The 20349-nt window shown below is 67.7% G+C and carries 24 protein-coding genes; 16 read left to right on the plus strand and 8 right to left on the minus strand.

Features of this window, described 5'->3' with window-relative positions; all coding sequences use genetic code 11:
• Positions 1 to 91 precede the first annotated feature (91 nt).
• Positions 92 to 1030, plus strand: coding sequence for a sulfate adenylyltransferase subunit CysD (gene cysD / locus GH660_RS00735; RefSeq protein ID WP_153144665.1), 939 nt, complete (start codon positions 92 to 94; stop codon positions 1028 to 1030).
• Positions 1030 to 2301 carry a sulfate adenylyltransferase subunit CysN gene (gene cysN, locus GH660_RS00740; protein ID WP_153144666.1) on the plus strand — a complete coding sequence of 424 codons (1272 nt, stop codon included), beginning with the start codon at positions 1030 to 1032 and terminating at the stop codon, positions 2299 to 2301. Before cysD ends, cysN begins: the two co-directional genes overlap by 1 nt.
• Before the next feature lie 80 nt (positions 2302 to 2381).
• Here cysN and GH660_RS17825 read toward each other — a convergent pair whose 3' ends face one another.
• Positions 2382 to 2654 (minus strand): DUF3460 family protein, encoded by a 273-nt coding sequence (locus GH660_RS17825; RefSeq protein WP_194266184.1) that lies wholly within the window; start codon positions 2652 to 2654, stop codon positions 2382 to 2384.
• Positions 2655 to 2827: 173 nt separating this feature from the next.
• Here GH660_RS17825 and GH660_RS00750 point away from each other — a divergent pair, with 173 nt between their 5' ends.
• Entirely contained in the window at positions 2828 to 3136 is a 309-nt protein-coding gene (locus tag GH660_RS00750; RefSeq protein WP_153144668.1) for a hypothetical protein, read from the plus strand.
• A gap of 23 nt (positions 3137 to 3159) precedes the next feature.
• On the opposite strand, the gene GH660_RS00755 is transcribed toward GH660_RS00750, so the two are convergent.
• Positions 3160 to 3768 carry a Yip1 family protein gene (locus GH660_RS00755; protein WP_153144669.1) on the minus strand — a complete coding sequence of 203 codons (609 nt, stop codon included), beginning with the start codon at positions 3766 to 3768 and terminating at the stop codon, positions 3160 to 3162.
• A 194-nt stretch (positions 3769 to 3962) separates the two neighbouring features.
• Between GH660_RS00755 and GH660_RS00760 the strand changes: the two genes are divergently transcribed.
• Positions 3963 to 4535, plus strand: coding sequence for a DUF4124 domain-containing protein (locus GH660_RS00760; protein WP_153144670.1), 573 nt, complete (start codon positions 3963 to 3965; stop codon positions 4533 to 4535).
• Positions 4536 to 4551: 16 nt separating this feature from the next.
• Here GH660_RS00760 and GH660_RS00765 read toward each other — a convergent pair whose 3' ends face one another.
• A complete protein-coding gene (locus tag GH660_RS00765) occupies positions 4552 to 4866 on the minus strand; it encodes a hypothetical protein (RefSeq protein WP_153144671.1) in 315 nt (104 codons plus the stop codon).
• Positions 4867 to 4938: 72 nt separating this feature from the next.
• On the minus strand, positions 4939 to 6081 hold the full coding sequence (locus GH660_RS00770; protein WP_194266186.1) for a GGDEF domain-containing protein: 1143 nt from the start codon (positions 6079 to 6081) through the stop codon (positions 4939 to 4941).
• Between the two features lie 133 nt (positions 6082 to 6214).
• Here GH660_RS00770 and GH660_RS00775 point away from each other — a divergent pair, with 133 nt between their 5' ends.
• The 9 genes from GH660_RS00775 to GH660_RS00815 all read left to right on the plus strand — a co-directional run bounded on the left by GH660_RS00775 (position 6215) and on the right by GH660_RS00815 (position 14424).
• On the plus strand, positions 6215 to 6907 hold the full coding sequence (locus GH660_RS00775; protein ID WP_228276305.1) for a DUF599 domain-containing protein: 693 nt from the start codon (positions 6215 to 6217) through the stop codon (positions 6905 to 6907).
• A gap of 4 nt (positions 6908 to 6911) precedes the next feature.
• Positions 6912 to 7799, plus strand: a complete 888-nt coding sequence (gene rarD, locus GH660_RS00780; RefSeq protein ID WP_153144674.1) for an EamA family transporter RarD — start codon at positions 6912 to 6914, stop codon at positions 7797 to 7799.
• Between the two features lie 31 nt (positions 7800 to 7830).
• A complete protein-coding gene (locus tag GH660_RS00785) occupies positions 7831 to 9132 on the plus strand; it encodes a hemolysin family protein (RefSeq protein ID WP_228276306.1) in 1302 nt (433 codons plus the stop codon).
• Positions 9133 to 9239: 107 nt separating this feature from the next.
• Positions 9240 to 10106, plus strand: coding sequence for a hypothetical protein (locus tag GH660_RS00790; protein WP_153144675.1), 867 nt, complete (start codon positions 9240 to 9242; stop codon positions 10104 to 10106).
• A gap of 11 nt (positions 10107 to 10117) precedes the next feature.
• Complete coding sequence (locus tag GH660_RS00795; RefSeq protein WP_153144676.1) at positions 10118 to 11461, plus strand: fused MFS/spermidine synthase; 1344 nt, start codon at positions 10118 to 10120, stop codon at positions 11459 to 11461.
• A 63-nt stretch (positions 11462 to 11524) separates the two neighbouring features.
• On the plus strand, positions 11525 to 12523 hold the full coding sequence (locus GH660_RS00800; protein ID WP_153144677.1) for a hypothetical protein: 999 nt from the start codon (positions 11525 to 11527) through the stop codon (positions 12521 to 12523).
• A 63-nt stretch (positions 12524 to 12586) separates the two neighbouring features.
• Complete coding sequence (locus tag GH660_RS00805) at positions 12587 to 13810, plus strand: glycosyl hydrolase (RefSeq protein WP_228276307.1); 1224 nt, start codon at positions 12587 to 12589, stop codon at positions 13808 to 13810.
• A gap of 13 nt (positions 13811 to 13823) precedes the next feature.
• Positions 13824 to 14081, plus strand: coding sequence for a MoaD/ThiS family protein (locus GH660_RS00810; RefSeq protein ID WP_153144678.1), 258 nt, complete (start codon positions 13824 to 13826; stop codon positions 14079 to 14081).
• Between the two features lie 61 nt (positions 14082 to 14142).
• Positions 14143 to 14424, plus strand: a complete 282-nt coding sequence (locus tag GH660_RS00815) for a hypothetical protein (protein ID WP_153144679.1) — start codon at positions 14143 to 14145, stop codon at positions 14422 to 14424.
• On the opposite strand, the gene GH660_RS00820 is transcribed toward GH660_RS00815, so the two are convergent.
• A complete protein-coding gene (locus GH660_RS00820; protein ID WP_153144680.1) occupies positions 14421 to 15308 on the minus strand; it encodes a pirin family protein in 888 nt (295 codons plus the stop codon). The genes GH660_RS00815 and GH660_RS00820 overlap by 4 nt on opposite strands.
• A gap of 142 nt (positions 15309 to 15450) precedes the next feature.
• Between GH660_RS00820 and GH660_RS00825 the strand changes: the two genes are divergently transcribed.
• The 3 genes from GH660_RS00825 (at position 15451) to GH660_RS00835 (ending at position 17805) form a co-directional block, all read left to right on the plus strand.
• The gene (locus GH660_RS00825) at positions 15451 to 15942 is read left to right on the plus strand and encodes a flavodoxin family protein (RefSeq protein WP_153144681.1); all 492 of its coding nucleotides are present in this window, start codon (positions 15451 to 15453) and stop codon (positions 15940 to 15942) included.
• A 138-nt stretch (positions 15943 to 16080) separates the two neighbouring features.
• A complete protein-coding gene (chrA, locus tag GH660_RS00830) occupies positions 16081 to 17436 on the plus strand; it encodes a chromate efflux transporter (RefSeq protein WP_153144682.1) in 1356 nt (451 codons plus the stop codon).
• A gap of 150 nt (positions 17437 to 17586) precedes the next feature.
• Positions 17587 to 17805, plus strand: coding sequence for a hypothetical protein (locus GH660_RS00835; RefSeq protein ID WP_153144683.1), 219 nt, complete (start codon positions 17587 to 17589; stop codon positions 17803 to 17805).
• Positions 17806 to 17817: 12 nt separating this feature from the next.
• Here the strand turns inward: GH660_RS00835 and GH660_RS00840 are convergent, their stop codons facing one another.
• The 3 genes from GH660_RS00840 to arfB are packed head-to-tail and all read right to left on the minus strand — an operon-like array spanning position 17818 to position 20327.
• A complete protein-coding gene (locus GH660_RS00840; RefSeq protein ID WP_153144684.1) occupies positions 17818 to 18537 on the minus strand; it encodes a hypothetical protein in 720 nt (239 codons plus the stop codon).
• Positions 18534 to 19889, minus strand: coding sequence for a DEAD/DEAH box helicase (locus tag GH660_RS00845; protein WP_153144685.1), 1356 nt, complete (start codon positions 19887 to 19889; stop codon positions 18534 to 18536). The genes GH660_RS00840 and GH660_RS00845 overlap by 4 nt, the downstream gene beginning before the upstream one ends.
• 33 nt (positions 19890 to 19922) lie before the next feature.
• Entirely contained in the window at positions 19923 to 20327 is a 405-nt protein-coding gene (arfB, locus tag GH660_RS00850; protein ID WP_153144686.1) for an alternative ribosome rescue aminoacyl-tRNA hydrolase ArfB, read from the minus strand.
• Between the last annotated feature and the right edge of the window lie 22 nt (positions 20328 to 20349).

The following is a 20349-nucleotide window of genomic DNA, read 5'->3' on the forward strand; positions in this document are numbered from 1 at the left end:
CGAAATAACAAGATGCGCACTCGTTCTTAAACGAATATTAGGCCCTTGCTACAATGGCGAGCATTCGACAATCCCCGCGGATTTCCCTGCAATGACCCAACGCTCCACCTCTTCCACGCTCAGCCACCTCGACTGGCTCGAAGCCGAAGCCATCCACATCATGCGCGAGGTCGCCGGCCAGTGCGCCAACCCCGTGCTGCTGTTCTCCGGCGGCAAGGACTCGATCTGCATGCTGCGCATCGCCGAAAAGGCTTTCCGCCCGGGCAAGTTCCCCTTCCCGCTGATGCATATCGACACCGGCCACAACTACCAGGAAGTCGTGCAGTTCCGCGACAAGCGCGCCGCCGAACTCGGCGAGCGCCTGATCGTCCGTTCGGTCGAAGACTCGATGAAGCGCGGCACGGTCGTCCTCAAGCACGAAGGCGAATCGCGCAACAAGCACCAGTCGGTGACCCTGCTCGAAGCGATTGAAGAATTCGGCTTCGACTGCTGCATTGGCGGCGCCCGCCGCGATGAGGAAAAGGCCCGCGCCAAGGAACGCATCATGAGTTTCCGCGACGAGTTCGGCCAGTGGGATCCGAAAAACCAGCGCCCGGAACTGTGGAACCTCTACAACGCGCGCAGCCACAAGGGCGAGAACATCCGCGCCTTCCCGATCTCGAACTGGACCGAAATGGACGTCTGGCAATACATCGAGCGCGAAGACCTGGAACTGCCGTCGATCTATTTCGCCCACAAGCGCCCGGTGGTCATCCGCCAGGGCGCGATCGTACCGGTCAACGTGCCGCTGATGAGCGGCGAGCTGACCAACCTGCCCAAGGCCGGTGAGGAAATCGTCGATCTGCAGGTGCGCTTCCGCACCGTCGGCGACATTTCCTGCACGGCGCCGGTCGAGTCGGCTGCCGACGACGTCGCCAAGATCGTTCTCGAAACCGCCACCACCACCATCACCGAGCGCGGCGCTACCCGTCTGGACGACCAGACCAGCGAAGCCTCCATGGAACAACGCAAGAAAGAGGGTTACTTCTAATGAGCGCCCACCAAGTTGAAGACCACGGCCTGCTGCGCTTTTTGACCTGCGGCAGCGTCGACGACGGCAAGAGCACCCTGATCGGCCGCCTGCTGTACGACACCAAGACCATCCTCGCCGATACGCTGACCGCCATCGAAAAGACCTCGCAGAAGCGCGGCATGGCCGCCGTCGACCTCTCGCTGCTCACCGACGGCCTGCAGGCCGAGCGCGAGCAAGGCATCACCATCGACGTCGCCTATCGCTACTTCTCGACCGGCACGCGCAAGTACATCATCGCCGACGCGCCAGGCCACGAGCAGTACACCCGCAACATGGTCACCGCCGCCTCGACCGCCAACCTGGCGATCATCCTGATCGACGCGCGCAAGGGCGTGCTGACCCAGACCCGCCGCCACTCCAAGCTGGCCGCCCTGGTCGGCATCCCGCACCTGGTGGTCGCCATCAACAAGATGGACCTGGTCGACTATTCGCAGGAAACCTACGAGAAGATCAAGGCCGACTACCTCGAATTCGCCAAGAAGGTCGGCATCGAGGACATTCGCTTCATCCCGCTGTCGGCGCTCAACGGCGACATGATCGTCGACCGCGGCGACAGCCTGGACTGGTACGACGGCCCGACCCTGCTGGAAATCCTCGAAGCCGCCCCCGGCGCCCATACCGAGCATGCCGAGAAGTTCCGTTTTCCGGTGCAATTCGTCTGTCGACCGCAGGATTCCGCCAATCCGGAACTGCACGACTACCGCGGCTTCATGGGCCGCGTCGAATCCGGCTCGATCAAGGTCGGCGACAAGGTCACCGTGCTGCCCAACGGCCTCGAATCCACGGTGAAGGCCGTGCAGATCGGCGGTGCCGACATCGGCGAGGCGTTCACCGAGCAATCCGTGACCCTGCTGCTCGCCGACGAGATCGACTGCTCGCGCGGCGACATGATCGTCAAGAGCGAGGAAGCGCCGGCCGCCGTCAAGGAGATCCGCGCCACCGTCTGCTGGCTCGCGGAAGCGCCGCTCGACCGCGCCCGCACCTACCTGATCCGCCACACGACACGCGACTCCAAGGCCAAGCTGACCGGCATCGACCACCGCCTCGACGTCAATACGCTGGAACACGTCGCCGCCGACAAGCTGGCCATGAACGATATCGCCGAAGTCAGCTTCAAGCTGGCCCAACCGCTGTTCGTCGACCCCTACACGGAAAACCGGGGCACCGGCGCCTTCATCGTCATCGACGAGAGCACCAACAACACGGTCGGCGCCGGGATGATCCTCTGAGCGCCCGCCGGCAACCGCCGACCTCCCGACGCCCCGCTGCTGCGGGGCGTTGTTCGTTGGGGGCTACGACAGCCGCCGATTCAATGTTGGGTGCCGTGATGCCAGTAGAAGCCGTAGCCGTCGGCCGGCGCGCTTTCCCGCTCGGCCGCGGCCTGCGCCGCCAGGTCGACCCGCTTCTCCCAATAGATCAGCCGCCCGGTCCGCTGGTCCGCGACGACTTCGGGATGCTCGTCGAGGTAGTGACCAATGAAGCCGGTGAATTCGGAAACGTAGGTCGAATTGACCTTGCGCGGATCTCCGGGAACCCGGAAGCTGCACGTGCAGTGCGCCAGTTTGTCGATAAAGCCGAACATTGCGTTCTCCATCGCATTCCTCGCGCCGGCCGCCCTGCCCAACTCGCGGTGTCCGGAAGCCTGACTCCCTGTTATTTGGAGTCCCGACTGTCGCCTCCTGTTCCTGGCCGGCAGGCAGCGCATGCGACCTTTTCCGGAAAATTGCGGTCCCATACGACAAACCGGGGGATGCCATGACTATCACCAGCAGCGAACTTGCCGCCCTGATCCGCGAGATCGAAGTCGAAGACCCGATCGATTACGGCGACCTGCCCTACGACGAGGACGAATTGCGCCGCCTGGTATGCGGCCATATCTGCGAAATCGCCGAGCAGACTGCGCTGCTCGGCGAAGAGGACCGCCGGACGATGCTGCTGGCGGTAGCCGCCAAGCTGGTACTGGAAAACCTGGTCCTCAATGTCCGGCTGATGCAGGCGCAGGGCAAGGCGCCAAGCGAAATCGGCGAGGCGCTGTTCCGCCGCCTGCGCGGCCGCCCGGGCTGAACGCCGGCGGCCGCGACGGCCGCCTACAGCATCGCCGACCAGACGCCGAGCAGGATGCTGAGGATCATCGCGCTGACCACCAGCAAGGCGATCCACGCGACGATGCCGGCGCCGGTCACCACGTTGGCGACATAGTGCGCAGTCTTCTCGTCGCTGATATGGAGCAGCGGGCGAACGCCGTGCCGGATCAGCATGATCGACGCGACCCAGGCGGCCGCCCCGACGGCCAGGACGAAGCCGAGGCTGGGCACCAGCAGGGACAGCGAGGCCAGCCACAGCGGCACCGGCGCGATGGCGGCCAGTGCGTAGGCGCTGTCATAGCCGGGATCATGGTCGCGAGCCAGCGACATGCGCTGGATCAGCATCGCCATGTAGCCGACCATCAGCAACTGCGCAACGTAGAAGACGACGCCCGACACCGCCAGCTGCATCGGCGTCAGGGCCGGCACCGACAGCGGAAAGATGGCGCCCGGATGGACCAGCTCGGCGAAGGCGTAAAGCGCCGGCGGCAACAGCGACATCGGTAGCACCAGACTTTTGAAGAACCAGCGGGCGGAGAAATGCGAGCGATCGATTTCTTCCCAGCCGTCCTTTTCGGAAACCAGCATGTGGGGAATGTGGGACATCATCATGATCGACCTCCTTTACCCGCCGGTAACGCCGGGCGCGAGCGACGAACGCCGACGGCGATGGCAGGTTTCTTCGATTGGACAACGCCCCGACCACGAGTTCCGGAAAGATTGCCGCCGGCGACCGCGAAACGGCTTGATGGACGCCTGCCGCGTTCCGGCTCCCCATTTGCCCCGGCTTGCGCTATAAACGAAACATGAAGACCAGCCGATTGATACCGCTACTTTTCCTCGCGCTCGCGTTGCCGGCGACGGCCGAGGTTTACAAGTGCCGCCAGCCCGACGGGCGGACGGAAATTTCCAGCGAGCCGTGCGCTGCCGGCAGCAGCACCGTCAGAACGATGCAGGACGACGTCGTGCCCGAAGCGTCACGCGAGCAGGCGGAGCGCAACGCCGACCGCATGCGGCGGCAGGCCGACCAGATGCAGGCCGACCGTCTCGCCGACGAGGCCCAGGCACGCCGTGACGCGGAAGCGCAGCGCAAGGCCAGCGGCCTGCCGTCGCCGGCGGTCGTCCAGCAGTGCCTGAATACCGTCAGTCGCATGAACATTGATTCATCGCGGCGCGCCGAGCTGGAATCGGGTTGCAGCCTGACCGGGCGGATCGAGCCCGTCTACAACGAGACCTACCAGCAGCCTGCCTATTATGGCGGCGGCTATTACCGGCCCTACCCGCGGCCGGTGCCGCCGGTCGCGCCGGTGCCGCCGGCCAAACCCGGCAAGCCGGTCGACCTCTACAAGGTGCCGGCCGCCCCGCGCGGCGCGCGCTGAGACGGCAGGCGCCGCTTCAGGCGGTTTCGTGCCCGCTGCCGTCGCGGCGCTGGCTGCCGAGCGTCAGTTCGGTATCGGCGCTCAGCGCGTCGAAGAAGGCCTGCACCGCTTCCGGCTTGCCGTTGGCGGCGAAGGTGGTCTGCCCGCAGTCGCACTGGCCGAGCCAGATCGCCTCGACGCCCGGCAGGCCGCGCGTGCTGACCGGATGAATGGTCGTCACATCGGCGCCGCAGCCGTTGCAGACCAGTTTTTCCGGCCGTGTCGCCTCGATTTTGGCCTGCGCCTGCGCCACGCGCTGTTCGCGATTGCCGCGCTGTTTGGCTTGCCCCATGATCGCTCCCGCAATTTGCAAAGGCAGGGAGCATAGCGGCGCGCAAGCGCCTTGTCGAACCTTCGCGGCGCGTCAGGGCGGCGGGTGGGCGTGACGGTTCTTGCCGCCGGCCTTGGCCCGGTACATGGCGCGGTCGGCCTGGCGGATGATCTCGTCCGGCTCGTTGCTGCCCGGCTGCCCGCCGGTGAATACGCAGATGCCGATGCTGGCGCCCAGGCTTTCGCCGTCGGCCAGCCCCGGCAGCGGCTCGCGGATGCAGTCGAGCAGCTTTTCCGCCAGTTGCACCGCGCCGGCCCGCGTATCGACGTCGTGCGCCAGCACGAAGAACTCGTCGCCGCCCAGGCGCGACACCGTGTCGGTCTGCCGGACGGCGGCGACCAGGCGGCGCGCCACGGTGCACAGCACGGCGTCGCCCTCGTCGTGCCCCAGCGTGTCGTTGATCGCCTTGAAGCCGTCGAGGTCGATGTAGAGGCCGGCGTGGCAGCCATGGTCGCGACGCGCCCGGGCCAGCAGCTGGGCGATGCGGTCTTCCAGCAGTTCGCGGTTGGGCAGGCCGGTCAGGCGGTCGTGCAGCGAGCGTTCCAGGTGGTGCTTGCGTTCGAGATCGAGCTCGGTCTCGTGGACGAAGAGCTGGCGCCGCTGGTATTCGGCCAGGTAGCCGGCGCCGCCGCCGATCAGGTTGGCGGAAACGATGAAGAAGACGTGGCTCGCCAACACCGGCCCGGGAAAGTCGCGTAGCAGGCCGAAGACCAGGACATAGGCCAAGATTACGATGACATCGATGACCAGCGCGTAGATGAAACGGGTGCCGATGAAGTTGTAGGTATAGAAGATCGACAGCACCAGCCCGGGATAGAAATACGAAGCGGCGGCCAGCGGCAGGTGCCAGAGGATGGCGATCAGGCCGCCGGAAGCGGCCAGCCCGGTGAGGGCCAGCGGCAGGTGGTTGAAGCGCTCGAAGGCCGGGCTGGAGGTCAGCGCGAAGACCGCCGCCGGCACCGTGAGCACCAGCAGGCGGATCAGCCAGACCGTCGCCTGCTGGTCTTCCGGGACGAACCAGCGATCGAGGACGCCGTACAACAGGTAGACGAAGGTCCCGACCAGGATCGCCGCCCGCCCCTGCAGGCGCAGGCGCGCCAGCGAATGCGCCGCGAAGGCGCGCTCGGCCTCCGGGTCGCGGAAACTCAGGGTCAGGGGGTGCAGTCGTTTCTTCATCGGCTTGATCCCAATCCGTGCGAACGCTGTCGGCGAACGGGCATCATTCCCCAAACCGGAGAAAATGGAAAGCGCCGGCCGCCCCCGGTTTTCCCCAATGCCGGACCGCGGCCGGATATGGCAAGATGCCGCAATGCACGCATTCCCCCACCTTGCTGCGGTCGACTGGCTGGCCCTGGCCATTTTCTTCGCCTGCTGGGGCGGCTACGCCTGGTTCTCCGAGCACAGCCGCCGCGCCGCCGCCGGGCTCATCCGCACCAGCCAGAACTACCGGCTGGAATGGGCCTACCGCATGCTGGAGCGCGACGTGCGGGTGACCGATTCGACGCTGATCGGCAATCTGATGACCAGCGTCTCGTTCTACGCCAACACCACCATCTACATCATCGCCGGCCTGGTCGCCGCGCTCGGCGCCGCCGACAAGCTGATCAACTTCACCGCCGACCTGCCCTTCGGCGGCATCGCCAACCGCGAAGTGCTGGAAATCAAGCTGATGCTGGTGCTCGCCAGCTTCGTCTTCGCCTATTTCAAGTTCACCTGGTCGCTGCGCCAGTTCAACCTGCTCTCCATCCTCGTCGGCGCCGCGCCCTTCGGCAAGCCGGGCGCGCCGGGGATCGACGCCTACGCCCGGCGCGTCGCCGGCGCCAACAACCTGGCCGGCGACGACTTCAACCGCGGCATCCGCGCCTACTACTTCGGCCTCGCCGCCTCGGGCTGGCTGCTCAACCCGGTCGCCCTCGCCGCGCTGGCGCTCATCGTGCTGATCGTGCTCTACCGGCGCGACTTCCGCTCGCCGGCGCTCCACATCCTGCGCGACCAGCCCTGAGCCGATGCGCTCGAACCGGCAACTGGCGGGCATCGGCTTCGGCCTGATCGCCTACGGCATCTGGGGCTTCTTTCCGCTCTTCTTCCGCCAGCTCGCGCACCTCGGGCCGATGGACATCCTCGCCAACCGCGCCGTCTGGGCCTGCGTCTTCGTCGGCCTGCTGCTCACCCTGCGCCGGCGCTGGAGCAACGTGCTGGCGGTGCTGAAAACGCCGCGCCAGCTCGCCATGCTGGCGCTCGCCGCGCTGCTGGTCGGCAGCAACTGGCTGATGTTCCTGTGGGCCGTCGCCAACCGGCAGGTGGTCGCCTCCAGCCTCGGCTACTTCCTGACGCCGCTGGTCAGCGTCCTGCTCGGGCTGGCCGTGCTCAAGGAACGCCTGAACCGGCTCGAATGGGTTTCGGTCGCCCTCGCGCTGGCGGCGCTGGCCAACGAGATCGTCAGCCTCGGCAGCCTGCCCTGGGTATCGCTCTTCCTCGCCGCCACCTTCGGCTGCTACGGGCTGGTGCGCAAGCAGGTGCCGGTCGATGCGCTGTCCGGCCTGTGGCTGGAAACCCTGGCCATGCTGCCGCTCTGCGGCCTCTGGGCGCTGTGGCAGGCGCAGCACGGGCATCTGGTTTTTGCCGCCCACGACGCGTCGACCGCAACCCTGCTGATCGGCGCCGGTATCATCACCGCCCTGCCGCTGATGGCCTTCGCCGCCGCCACCCAGCGCCTCGACCTGGCCACCGTCGGCATGCTGATGTACATCAACCCGACCCTGCAGTTCCTGACCGCCGTCTGGCTCTTCGGCGAGGCGCTGCAGCCGGCGCGGCTGGTCAGCTTCGGCCTGATCTGGCTCGGCCTCGGCGTTTTCAGCTGGAGCATGTGGGAAAAATACCGCGATCGCGGATAATACGCGGTCATCATGCACCGCGGAGCGCCCGATGGGACTGCTCGAGAACACCCTGATCATCCTGCTGCTGATCGCCATCAGCGCCTTCTGCTCGACTTCCGAGATCGCCCTCGCCGCCGCGCGCAAGCTCAAGCTGGCGCAGCTCGCCGAGGGCGGCGACGGCCGCGCCGCGACGGTGCTGGCGCTGCAGAGCCGGCCCGGCCATTTCTTCACCACCATCCAGATCGGCCTCAACGCCGTCGCCATCCTTGCCGGCGTGCTCGGCGAACAGGCGTACGGCGGCTTCTTTTCCGGCGTGCTGCTGCCCTACTTCGGCAGCGCGACCACCGCCGCCACGCTCGGTTCGCTCCTCTCCTTCGCACTCGTCACCGCAGCCTTCGTCCTGCTCGCCGACCTGCTGCCCAAGCGCGTCGCCATCGTCGCCCCGGAGGCCATCGCCCTGCGCATCGCCGGCCCGATGGCGCTGTGCATCCGCCTGCTGGCGCCGCTGGTGTGGGCCTTCAACGGCGCCGCCAACCTGATCATGGCGCGCTTCGGCCTGCCCGAAAGCCGGCCCGAGGACGTCACGCCCGACGACATCGTCGCCATGACCGAGGCCGGCCTGCGCGCCGGGGTCGTCGCCGCGCAGGAGCAGCAGCTGATCGAGAACGTCTTCGAGCTGGAAGCGCGCACCGCGCCGTCGGCGATGACGGCGCGCGACAGCATCGTCTGGCTCGACAGCCGGGAGGACGAGGCGGCGATCCGCGCCAAGCTGCGCGCCCATCCGCACGCCAAGTTCCCGGTCTGCACCGGCGGCATCGACGAGGTGGTCGGCTATGTCGACTCCAAGGACATCCTCAACCGCATCCTCAACGGCGAGCAGCTCACCCTGCAGGCCGAGGGACTGCTGCGCAACGCGCTGATCCTGCCGGAAACGCTGACGCTCGGCGAGATCCTCGAACAGTTCAAGGCGGCGCGCGAGGACTTCGCGCTGATCATCAACGAATACGCGCTGATCGTCGGCCTGATCACGCTCAACGATGTCACCGCGACGCTGGTCGGCGCCACCCTCGATGCTTCCGACGAGGCGCAGATCATCCGCCGCGACGACAATTCCTGGCTGGTCGACGGGCTCACTCCGGTTGGCGACCTCGAAGCCCTGCTCGGCGTCCCGCCCTTCCCCGACGACGACCAGTTCGAGACCATCGCCGGTTTCCTGATGTACGTGCTGCGCAAGGTGCCGCGCCCGACCGAGCGCGTCGACCACGGCGGCTTCCGCTTCGAGGTGCTCGACGTCGACCACCACCGCATCGACCAGCTGCTGGTCACCCGGCTCGACCCTAAATCGTCTTGATTCGCCAACATCGCGTCTTCCAATTCACCCAATCGTATTCATGAAAGCTACTCGCCGCTCGGCACCAAATTCATTGAGCCTAATCTGTAGCCCACTAACGAGGAATTATGAACGCCAGTACCCGCCCCAAACCGTTCTGTTTCGTACTGATGCCATTCGATAGGAAATTCGATGATGTGTATGAATTTGGTATTAGGGGAGCCTGCGAAGATGCTAGCGTCTATTGTGAACGGGTTGATGAACAGATTTTTCCAGGCTCGATGCTTGATCGAATCTATAACCAAATCTCGACGGCTGATCTGCTAGTAGCTGATATGACTGGGCGTAATCCCAATGTCTTTTATGAAGTTGGATATGCGCACTCACAAGGAAAGAACGTCATTCTTCTCACGCAACAAGCGGACGACATCCCCTTCGATTTGAGGCATTTCCCCCATGTCGTTTATGGAGGGCAGATCAAGGATCTTCGAAGGGAACTAGCACCACGGGTAAAACACTTTGCTTATGAAGCAATCGATGGCGAGCTAGAACAAATCGGGCTCGAGGTCTTCGTCGGTAATGTGTCTTTAGATCAAGACGGGCTCGAGGTAGCTGTGCCGGCAAGCAATCCCCGACTAAGTTTGACAGTATTCAATAGATCAACAAAAACGTATGAATCAGATGATTACAGCGTAGCAGTAATTGCACCCTTTCCTTGGGATAAGCCGTATTACCTAGGTTTGACTCTGAGCAACGCATCCACCTTGGTAAGCGAACTTCCTGACGGGCGTTACCTGCATCGGCTCACTGTGCCAGCAAAACTCTTTCCAGGAGACTTTGGAACTGTGACCTTTGGCCTTGATAGCTCACTGCCAGTGAGTCGGAATGCACAAAGCCAAGCTTTTCCGCTTGTAATCCGCATATATACCGCATCAGGCTCTCGCGATTTCCACCTTTCGTTTCAACTAGTGAAAGACTTGGAACAATCCGGCTAACTAGATTCCAGATGTCCCGCCTGCTCGTCTACACCATCGTCTTCATCGAAGGCTTCTCCTCGCTCGGCGGCGAGGTCATCGCCCTGCGCCGGCTGGTGCCGCACGTCGGCAGTTCCATCGTCGTCACCGCGCCGACCATCGCCTTCTTCCTGCTCGCGCTGGCCCTCGGCTACGCCGCCGGCGCCCGCGTCGCCGCCGACTACACCGCCGTCGTCGCGCGCAATTTCCTGATCGCCGCGCTGCTCGCCGGCTTCGGGCTGGCCGGGGTCACCGTCGACTGGCTGTTCGTCCACCTGCAGCCGCCGCTGATGGCGTACTTCATCTTCATCGGCGGCATCCTCTGCCCGCTCGCCTGGCTGCTCGGGCAGACGGTGCCGATCCTGACCAACCTGATGAAGGACGCGCGCACCGGCGAGGCGAGCGGCATGGCGCTCTACTGGTCGACGCTCGGCTCCTTCCTCGGTTCGCTCAGCCTGTCGCTGCTCGTCATGCAATGGCTGGGTGTCTCGGCGGCGGTGCTCGCCTGCGCGCTACTGCTGGTGCTCGGCACCCTGCTGCTCGGCCGGCGCGACATGAAAATGGCCCTCTTCGGCCTGTCGACCGCAGCGATCGCCTTCGGCTTCAACCTGCACCACGAGGTCACCGCAGACACCGCCTACGCCGAATACATCGTCGGCCCGGCCGACCTGCCCGATCAGGAAAAGCCGCGCGCCTTCTGGGTCAACAAATCGACGGCCTCGCTGATCGACGATTCCGAGCCGCCCAACTACACGCGCTACATCCGGCACCTGCGCCAGATCCTGCTCGACGAGCTGGGATTCCGCGACCGCGACATCCTGGTCCTCGGCGCCGGCGGCTTCACGCTGTCGCACCGCGAGCCACTGAACCGCTACACCTATGTCGACATCGACCCGGCGATCCGCGCAATCGCCGAGCAGCACTTCCTGCGCGAGCCGGCGCGCGGCGAGTTCATCGCCGACGACGCGCGGCGCTTCGTCGCCACCACCGAACGCCGCTTCGACGCCGTCGTCGTCGACGTCTACAGTTCGCACACCTCGATTCCCAGTCACCTGGTCACCCGCGAATTCTGGGCCGGCACGCGCCGCGTGCTGAAGCCGGACGGCGTCCTGCTCGCCAACCTGATCCTCGACGGCAAGCTGGAAACCCCCTACGCGCGCAACCTGCTGGCCACCATCGACAGCGTTTTCGGGCGCTGCGCGGTCGACGTCCTGCACAAGGCCAAAACGCTGGCCAACGTCGAAGTCACCTGCTTCGCCAGCAGCCGACCGGCGCCGGCCGGCATCTACGTCGACGAGAAGAACCGCGCCGACGTCGACCTCGCGCGTTCGCGCTAGGCAGTTTCCGCGAACCGACGGCGGCGTCCCGCTGTCAATCGGCCATTGCCGCAGGAGAACGCCATGACCGGGATTTCGCTGCTTGCCGCCCTGCTCCTCCTCCCGCTCCCCGCCGCGGCCGGCGGTTCCGGCTACGGCGTGGCGCCCGGGGCGCTGGCCGAGATCGCCGGCAAGGCCAGCGAATGGCCGGTGCCGACCCCGGAATTCGCGCGCGACCCGGCGCCGGCGCCCGACGGCAGCATCTACATCGCGGTGATGAACGGCAACCGGATCGCCCGCTTCGACCCCGGGCAGCAGCGCTTCACGGAATGGGAACTGCCGCGCAACGCCCGGCCGCACGGCCTGCTGGTCGATCGCGAGGGCATCGTCTGGTACACCGGCAACGGCAACGGCACGATCGGGCGGCTCGACCCACAGACCGGCAAGGTCACCGAATACCGCCTGCCATCCGGCGGCGACCCGCATACGCTGGTGCTCGACGACAGCGCGCAGAACCGCGGCACGATCTGGTTCACCGTCCAGGGCGGCCAGCGCATCGGGCGCCTGGAGCGGCAGAGCGGCCGCATCACCGAGTACCGCACTTCGGGCAATCCCTACGGCATCGCCGTCGACGGCCAAGGCTTCGTCTGGTTCTGCCGCATCGCGGCCGACAGCCTCGGGCGCCTCGACCCGGCCAGCGGGCAGATCGCCGAACTGCCCACCGGCGCCGGCAGCAAGCCGCGGCGCATGGCGCTCGCGCCGGACGGCATGCTCTGGGTCACGGCCTACGGCAACGGCCAGCTGCTCAAGATCGACCCGGCCGCACAGAAGCTGGTCAAGTCCTACCGCATGCCGGCCGGCGACAGCGGCGGCCCCTACGCGGTGACGGTGGATGCCGCCGGCCGCGTCTGGGCGAACGAGATCGCCACCGACACGGTCGCCGTCTTCGACCCGCAGAGCGAGCGCTTCCGCGTCATCCCGCTGCCCTCGAAAGGGCTCGGCATCCGCAAGGCGATCATCGACGCCGAGGGCGCCTACTGGTACATGGGCAGCCACAACGGCCGCCTGGGGATGGTCCGCTGATCCGCCCGCCGGGCGGTTGCGGTCGACGCCCGCCAGCGGCCAAAATGCCCGGGAGAAAAAGACATGAACGCGCCAGAAGCCCTCACCATCCCGGCCGATGATGCGCCGCCACCCGCAACCGACATCGAGGAGCGAACCATGACCACGCACGAAACCCCGCCGGGCAACCCGGTGCTGCTGGTGGCGACCCGCAAGGGCGCCTGGCTCTACCACGCCGACGCGGCGCGGCGCACGTGGCGGGTCGACGGTCCGCACTTCCTCGGCCACATCGTCAATCACCTGGTGCTCGACCCACGCGACGGGCGCACCCTGCTGGCGGCCGCCAAGACCGGCCACCTCGGGCCGACCCTCTTCCGCTCGACCGACCTCGGGCAGACCTGGCAGGAAGCCGCCAAGCCGCCAGCCTTCGGGCCGGCCGCCAACAGCCTCGACGCGCGCGCCGTCGACCACACCTTCTGGCTGGCCCCCGGCCCCGCCGGCGAGCCGGACGTCTGGTACGCCGGCACCTCGCCGCAGGGGCTGTTCCGCTCGGAAGACGGCGGCCGGCACTGGGCGCCCTTCTCGTGCATCAACGACGACCCGCAATACCGCCACTGGTTCGGCACCGTGCAGGACGGCACGCCGGACGGGCCGAAACTGCATTCGATCATCGTCGACCCGCGCGACCCGCGGCACCTGTACTTCGCGATGTCGGGCGGCGGCGTGCACGAATCGACCGACGGCGGCCGCAGCTTCGCGCCGCTGGTCGACGGCATGGAGGTGGTGGCGGGCTTCGACCCCGCCGAGATCGCCTTCCACGACCCGCACTGCGTTCGCGCCTGCCCCGGCAACCCGGACCGGCTCTACCAGCAGAACCACTGCGGCATCTACCGACTCGACCGGCCGGGCAGACGCTGGCAGCGGATCGGCCGCAACCTGCCGCCGGCGATCGGCGACATCGGCTTTCCGCTGGTGCTGCACCCGCGCGACGACCGGACGCTCTGGGTCTTCCCGATGGACGGCTCCGACGTCTGGCCGCGCACCAGCCCGGGCGGGCGGCCGGCGGTCTACGCGACGCGCGACGGCGGCGAGACCTGGCAGCGCCAGGACGCCGGCCTGCCGGCGGACCAGGCATGGTGGACCGTCAAGCGGCAGGCGATGACGGCCGACCGCCACGACCCCGTCGGCCTCTATTTCGGCACCACCAGCGGCGAGCTGTGGCAGAGCCGCGACGAAGGCGGGCACTGGGAATGCGTGGCCCGCCACCTGCCGGAAATCTACGCGCTCGAAACGGCGTATCCACGATGAACGGACCGGTGCGATGCGCGTGCTGATTCCCAGCGCCCTGCATTCCTACACCGGCCGCCCCTGGGTCGAGGCGCAGGGGACGACGGTCGCCGCCGTCCTCGACGACCTCGACCGGCAGTTTCCCGGCATCCGCTTCCGCATGATCGACGAACAGGGACGCATCCGCCGCCACATCCGCCTGTTCCACCGGCGCGAGATGGTGGTCGACCTCGGGCTGCCGCTGCCGGCCGACGACGAACTGATGATCGTCCAGGCACTGAGCGGCGGCTAGGTATCCGCAACCGCCCCCGGGTGGTATCCTCGGGGCCTCCCAATTGACTGAGCGACCCGCCATGGCCACCTACATCGCCTTCCTCGCCCTGGCCGCGCTGGCCGGTGTCTGCTATTTCATCTACGTCCGCTCGACGGCGGCGCAGGCGACCGACGAGCAGGACCTGCAGCGCTACATGATCGCCAACCGGGAGCTCCACCTGGAACGCATCGACCCCGCCCTCTGGAAGACCGCCATGCAGATCGCCCACGGCGACGAAGGCGTCGCCCGCGCCCGCTACATCGAACTGCGGGTCGGCCAGATGAAGCGCGAAGCGGCCGCGGAAACCGACGCCGCTGGCTAAGCCCCGGACTCGCCCCACGGCGGCCGCGGGGCGACCAGCCGCTCGCCGCGATAGCCGGCCACCGACCCGAAGCGCGGGTCGTTCGCCTCCCAGGCGCGTTGCGCCGCGACGATTTCCTGGCGGCTGAAGGCGACGAAATTCCACCACATCACGATCGGCTCGCCGAACGGTGCGCCGCCCAGCCACAGGATGCGGCTGCCGGCGGTCATTTCCAGGGCGAGCGGCGCGCCGGAGTCGGCGATGCCGGCAAATTCGTCGGTGCCGAAACGCTCGCCGCCGAGCACGATCTCGCCTTCCAGCACCAGCGCGCCATACTCGAAACCGGGGGCGAGCGGCAATTCGACGGCCCCGCCGCCGGGGCTGTGAATGTCGATGCCGAGCAGCGGCGAGTGGATGCGCGTGGGCGCTGAAAATTCGCGGTAGCTCCCGGCCAGCAGGGTGAAGGCGCAGCCGCTTTCCGCCCAGTGCGGCAGTTCGGGGTAATGCTCGAAGGCGGCCGGGCCGCGGGCGACGCCGGACGGCAGGGCGATCCACAGTTGCGCCGCGTGCAGCCGGCGGGCGTCGGGCAGCGATTCCTCGGTATGGACGACGCCGTGGCCGGCGGTCATCAGGTTCACCTGCCCCGGCCGGATGACCTGTTCGTTGCCCAGGCTGTCGCGATGCAGCACCTCGCCCTCGATCAGCCAGGTGAAGGTCTGCAGGCAGGTATGCGGATGGGCGCCGACGTTCATTCCCTGGCCGGGCGCGAACGACACCGGGCCGGCGTGGTCGAGGAAGCACCAGGCGCCGACCATGCGCCGCGCGCGGGTCGGCAGGGCGCGATGCACCCGCATGCCGTTGCCGAGGTCGGCGGGGCGCGCCGCGATGCGTTCGATCCGGTTCATGGCAAACCTCCGCAAGATGGTTCGTGGCCGCAGACCGCGAAACCGGCGCGCCGGCACGATCCGCCAGCCGTTTGGGCATCGGGCGCGCGGAATAATTCAGCGATCTTGCGGTCACATGTGCGACCATGCCGCGACGAGGCCCATGAAAACCCTGCTCATCGTCTACCACACCCTGACCGGCGGCACCCTGCAGATGGCGCAGGCTGCCGCCGACGGCGCCGCCGGCGAGGCGGCGGTCGCGACGCTTCTGCGCCATGCCCCCGACGCCACGCCGGCCGATGTCCTCGCCGCCGACGGCTACATCTTCGCGACGCCGGAAAACCTCGGCGCCGTCTCCGGGCTGCTCAAGGATTTCTTCGATCGCACCTATTACGCGGCGCTCGAGCGCATCAACGGACGCCCCTATGCCAGCCTGATCTGCGCCGGCAGCGACGGCGCCAACGCGGCGCGCCAGATCGAGCGCATCGCCACCGGCTGGCGCCTGCGCGCCGTCGCCGAACCGCTGATCGTGTGCACCCACGCGCAGACGCCGGAGGCGATCCTGCGCCCGAAGACGATCGCCGCGGCCGACCTCGCGCGCTGCGCCGAGTTGGGCGCGGCGCTGGCGGCCGGCGTGGCGCTTGGGGTGTTCTAGGGCGACGCTTCGGGCCGGCTGCGGTCGACCGCCCGAAACGGCCAAATTCCCCGGCCGACGCGGCCGCAATGACCGCGAGGCCCGGGGCGTGGTAAGTTCGCGGACAGTCCGCAGACCCTTTCGCACGATCTCCCGGCCATGAACCGCCCCGACACCTCCACCGACGCCAGTGCCCCGCCGCCCGCCGTCGGCTTCTGGGAAGCCTTCCGCTTCTGGCTCAAGCTCGGCTTCATCAGCTTCGGCGGCCCGGCCGGGCAGATTTCGATCATGCACCAGGAACTGGTGGAATCCCGGCGCTGGATTTCCGAGCGCCGCTTCCTTCATGCACTCAACTACTGCATGGTCCTGCCCGGCCCCGAGGCACAGCAGCTGGCGACCTACATCGGCTGGCTGCTGCACCGCACGCGCGGCGCCATCGCCGCCGGCACGCTGTTCGTACTGCCGTCGCTGCTGATCCTGATCGGCCTTTCGTGGATCTATGTCGCCTTCGGCGAGACGCCGCTGGTCTCCGGCCTGTTCTACGGCATCAAGCCGGCGGTGACCGCCATCGTCGTCCAGGCGGCCCATCGCATCGGCGCGCGCGCCCTCAAGAACGGCGTCCTGTGGGCGATCGCGGCGGCCGCCTTCGTCGCCATCTTCGCCCTCGACCTGCCGTTCCCGGCCATCGTCGCCGGCGCCGCGGCGATCGGCTACGTCGGCGGCCGCGTCGCGCCGGGCAAGTTCGCCGCCGGCGGCGGTCACGGGCAGGCCGCCACGTCCGGTAGCCGGGCGCTGATCGACGACGACACGCCGACGCCCGAGCACGCCCGCTTCACCTGGCCGCGCCTGGCGCGCGTGCTGGTCGTCGGCGCCCTGCTCTGGCTGGTGCCGATGGGCCTGCTCGCCGCCCTCTGCGGCAGCGAGCACACCCTGACGCAGATGGGCTGGTTCTTTACCAAGGCCGCCCTGCTCACCTTCGGCGGCGCCTACGCGGTGCTGCCCTACGTCTACCAAGGCGCCGTCGGGCATTTCGGCTGGCTGACGGCGACCCAGATGATCGACGGCCTCGCCCTCGGCGAAACGACGCCGGGGCCGCTGATCATGGTGGTGACCTTCGTCGCCTTCGTCGGCGGCTACGGCAAGGCGGTCTTCGGACCGGACAGCCTGTTCCTGGCCGGCGCCGCGGCGGCGCTGCTGGTCACCTGGTTCACCTTCCTGCCCTCCTTCGTCTTCATCCTGCTCGGCGGGCCGCTGGTCGAAACGACGCACGACGACCTGAAATTCACCGCGCCGCTGACCGCCATCACCGCCGCCGTGGTCGGCGTCATCCTCAACCTGGCGCTGTTCTTCGGCTACCACGTGCTATGGCCGCAGGGGCTGACCGGCCGCTTCGACTGGCTGTCGGCGCTCATCGCCCTCGGCGCCGCGCTGGCGCTCTTCCGCTTCAAGCAGAACGTGATCCACGTCATTGCCGCCTGCGCCGTGCTCGGCCTGGTGCTGAAAACGCTGGCCTGAGCCGGCCGGTTGCGGTCGACGCCCCAAAAGGGGCAAAAATGGCGGCCGGCCGCCGCCCATTACATTCCGAAACACTTGCATACAAATCCGCGTCGGTCCGCGCCTCCCGTCCCGCGTTATTTGCATCATGAACAACGACGAGATGACACCATGTCGAGGATTGTGAAAATTGTCGCGGCGCTGGCCATGCTGGCCGGCCTGAGCGCGTGTACGGTGGTGCCGGCGCAGGTCGGCTACTATTCCGGCCCGTCGGTCGGAGTGGCGGTGGTGCGCCCGGCGCCGTATTACGGCCCCGCGCCTTACTACGGCCCGCCGCCCTATCGCGGCTACTACGGCGGCGGCTACGGGTACGGGCGCCGCCATTGGTAAGCGGCGGCCATCCTAACGTGCCGGCAGGAAGCGGACGCTCTGCAGGGTCTGCTGCGCATCGTCGCGCAGCACGCCGTCGAGCCGCGACGGCGTCCCGGCCAGGTGCCGCTCCTGGAACTGCCCGATGACAGCCACGCTCGGGTTGGCCGGATGGCGGCAGAAGAAACCCTCGGCCGCCCAGGCGAGGACGATCTGCGCGCCGTCGAGCGTCGCCGGCTCCTCGCGCGCGGTGACGTAGCTCAGGCAGTCGGTGTCCTGCCAGACGAAGCTCGCGGTGCGCAGCATGCCGCGGCTGTCGTCGGCACCGGGGCTTTCATGCAGCGCCGCCTTCAATGCTTCTTCCAGCCCCGCCTGCGTCGTCAGGTCGTGCGTCGGGAAACTCCCGGCCCGGATCTCGAGCACGAAGGCCAGGTGCTCGCCCCCCGGCAGCTGCCGCTTGAGCGGGTCCTGCTTGCGGAAGGTGACGTACCCCGGCACGGCGCGCTGGAAGTAGACCCAGTGCTCCCCGCTGGGCGGGGTAACCGCGAAATCGGCGGTGCGGATTGCCGGCATCTCCGGCGTCACCGGCTCCAGTGGCGAGCGCGCCGCCGCCCCGCCGGCCGCCAGCCCGAGCAGCAGGCCGATGAGCAAGCCCCAGCCGCCGCTACGGCGATCCCGGCTGGCGCAGGGCAAGGTCGGCACCCGGTTCGGCACGCGGCGGCGGACGCTGGATTGCATGGCGGGCAGGCTCACGACGACCGGCGCGCCGGCTTCCTTGGCGCCGGCTTCGCACTGCCGGCGCGCGTGTCGCTGCGCCCGCCATCGCGCCCGCTGCGCGCCCGTTGCGGCGCCGAGCCGGTCTTCTTGTGCGCCAGGCCCGGGCCGAAGCCGGTACCGGGCACCTTCGCCACCTTGGGTTTTTTCGGCTTCCTGAGTATCTGGCCGGCGGCGCCGGTCGCCGGCACCCGATGATCGGGCTCGAAACCCGGCTCCTCGACGCGCGGCAGGGTCCGCCGGGTCAGCGTTTCGATGGCCGCCAGCTGGCCTACCTCGTCGGCGCAGACCAGCGAAAGCGCCTCGCCGCTGGCGCCGGCGCGGCCGGTGCGGCCGATGCGGTGAATGTAATCCTCGGCGACGATCGGCAGGTCGAAATTGACGACCAGCGGCAGGGCGTCGATATCCAGCCCGCGCGCCGCGACGTCGGTCGCCACGAGCACCTGCACTTCGCCCGCCTTGAAGCGCTCCAGCGCGCGCAGGCGCGCCGGTTGCGGCTTGTCGCCGTGGATCGCGTCGGCGGCAACGCCCCTCGCCTGCAGTGTCGCCACCAGTTGCTCGACGCCCTTGCGGGTTCTGGCGAAGACCAGCACCTGGCCCCACCGCCGGCGCTTGAGCAGGTGGCCGAACAGTTCCGGCTTGCGTTTCTTGTCGACCGGAATCACCGACTGCCGGACGCTGCGCGCGGCCGTGTTGCGCGGGCCGGTGTCGATGCTCAACGGATCGTCGAGGATGGCGGCGGCCATGTCGCGGATGACGTCGGAGAAGGTCGCCGAGAAGAGCAGCGTCTGCCGGCGCCGCGGCAGCGCGGCGAAGACGGCGTCCAGCTCGCGCGCGAAGCCGAGATCGAGCATGCGGTCGGCCTCGTCGAGGACGAGCGTCCGCAACTGGCCGAACCTGATCGCGTTCTGGCGATGCAGATCGAGCAGGCGGCCGGGCGTCGCGACCACGACATCCATGCCCTTGCGCAGCTTCATCATCTGCGGATTGATGCTGACCCCGCCATACACCGCGCAGGTGCGCAGCGGCAGGTTCTGGCCGTAGGCGCGCAGGCTGGCACCAACCTGTTCGGCCAGTTCGCGCGTCGGCACCAGCACCAGCGCACGCACGCCATTGCTGGCGACCGGCGGCCCTTCAGCCGCCAGCAGCTGCAGCAGCGGCAGTGCGAAAGCGGCGGTCTTGCCGGTGCCGGTCTGCGCCGCCGCCATCAGGTCGCGGCCGGCCAGGATGGCAGGAATCGCCTGCACCTGCACCGGTGTCGGCGTCTTGTAGCCGAGCGTGGCGAGCGCGGCCAGCACGGGTTCGCTCAGGCCAAGGCGGTCAAAGGACATGGGGGCGAACATTCATGGCAGGGATGGCGCGATCTAGTCGCCGGCAGCCCGCCGGGCCGCCTTCAGCGCGCCGTGCCGCGCCTTGCTTTCGAGGCGCTTGGCGACGGAACTGCGGGTCGGCCGCGTCGCCCGACGCTTCTTCGGTAGCACGGCGACGCTGGCGATCAGCTGTTCCAGCCGGCGCAAGGCCTCGCCCCGGTTCTTCTCCAGACTGCGGAATTCCTGGGCCTTGATGACGACCACCCCCTCCTTGCTGATGCGCTGATCGCCGAGCTTCAGCAACCGCTCGCGGATCGCATCCGGCAGCGACGAGGCGGCGATGTCGAAGCGCAGGTGCACCGCATTGGCGACCTTGTTGACGTTCTGCCCGCCGGCGCCCTGGGCGCGGGTCGCGGTGATCTGGATTTCTTCGGGCGGAATGTCGAAGCTGGGGCGCACGGCAATGAGACGAGGAAGCGGG

Source organism: Dechloromonas sp. H13 (assembly GCF_009469615.1).
Taxonomy (GTDB): Bacteria; Pseudomonadota; Gammaproteobacteria; order Burkholderiales; family Rhodocyclaceae; genus Azonexus.

Excerpts from the sequence above, each read along its gene's own strand:
- cysD (WP_153144665.1), top strand. The coding sequence starts at position 92 with ATGACCCAACGCTCCACCTCTTCCACGCTCAGCCACCTCGACTGGCTC.
- cysN (WP_153144666.1), top strand. The coding sequence starts at position 1,030 with ATGAGCGCCCACCAAGTTGAAGACCACGGCCTGCTGCGCTTTTTGACC.
- GH660_RS17825 (WP_194266184.1), bottom strand. The coding sequence starts at position 2,654 with ATGTTCGGCTTTATCGACAAACTGGCGCACTGCACGTGCAGCTTCCGG.
- GH660_RS00750 (WP_153144668.1), top strand. The coding sequence starts at position 2,828 with ATGACTATCACCAGCAGCGAACTTGCCGCCCTGATCCGCGAGATCGAA.
- GH660_RS00755 (WP_153144669.1), bottom strand. The coding sequence starts at position 3,768 with ATGATGATGTCCCACATTCCCCACATGCTGGTTTCCGAAAAGGACGGC.
- GH660_RS00760 (WP_153144670.1), top strand. The coding sequence starts at position 3,963 with ATGAAGACCAGCCGATTGATACCGCTACTTTTCCTCGCGCTCGCGTTG.
- GH660_RS00765 (WP_153144671.1), bottom strand. The coding sequence starts at position 4,866 with ATGGGGCAAGCCAAACAGCGCGGCAATCGCGAACAGCGCGTGGCGCAG.
- GH660_RS00770 (WP_194266186.1), bottom strand. The coding sequence starts at position 6,081 with ATGAAGAAACGACTGCACCCCCTGACCCTGAGTTTCCGCGACCCGGAG.
- GH660_RS00775 (WP_228276305.1), top strand. The coding sequence starts at position 6,215 with ATGCACGCATTCCCCCACCTTGCTGCGGTCGACTGGCTGGCCCTGGCC.
- rarD (WP_153144674.1), top strand. The coding sequence starts at position 6,912 with ATGCGCTCGAACCGGCAACTGGCGGGCATCGGCTTCGGCCTGATCGCC.
- GH660_RS00785 (WP_228276306.1), top strand. The coding sequence starts at position 7,831 with ATGGGACTGCTCGAGAACACCCTGATCATCCTGCTGCTGATCGCCATC.
- GH660_RS00790 (WP_153144675.1), top strand. The coding sequence starts at position 9,240 with ATGAACGCCAGTACCCGCCCCAAACCGTTCTGTTTCGTACTGATGCCA.
- GH660_RS00795 (WP_153144676.1), top strand. The coding sequence starts at position 10,118 with ATGTCCCGCCTGCTCGTCTACACCATCGTCTTCATCGAAGGCTTCTCC.
- GH660_RS00800 (WP_153144677.1), top strand. The coding sequence starts at position 11,525 with ATGACCGGGATTTCGCTGCTTGCCGCCCTGCTCCTCCTCCCGCTCCCC.
- GH660_RS00805 (WP_228276307.1), top strand. The coding sequence starts at position 12,587 with ATGAACGCGCCAGAAGCCCTCACCATCCCGGCCGATGATGCGCCGCCA.
- GH660_RS00810 (WP_153144678.1), top strand. The coding sequence starts at position 13,824 with ATGCGCGTGCTGATTCCCAGCGCCCTGCATTCCTACACCGGCCGCCCC.
- GH660_RS00815 (WP_153144679.1), top strand. The coding sequence starts at position 14,143 with ATGGCCACCTACATCGCCTTCCTCGCCCTGGCCGCGCTGGCCGGTGTC.
- GH660_RS00820 (WP_153144680.1), bottom strand. The coding sequence starts at position 15,308 with ATGAACCGGATCGAACGCATCGCGGCGCGCCCCGCCGACCTCGGCAAC.
- GH660_RS00825 (WP_153144681.1), top strand. The coding sequence starts at position 15,451 with ATGAAAACCCTGCTCATCGTCTACCACACCCTGACCGGCGGCACCCTG.
- chrA (WP_153144682.1), top strand. The coding sequence starts at position 16,081 with ATGAACCGCCCCGACACCTCCACCGACGCCAGTGCCCCGCCGCCCGCC.
- GH660_RS00835 (WP_153144683.1), top strand. The coding sequence starts at position 17,587 with ATGTCGAGGATTGTGAAAATTGTCGCGGCGCTGGCCATGCTGGCCGGC.
- GH660_RS00845 (WP_153144685.1), bottom strand. The coding sequence starts at position 19,889 with ATGTCCTTTGACCGCCTTGGCCTGAGCGAACCCGTGCTGGCCGCGCTC.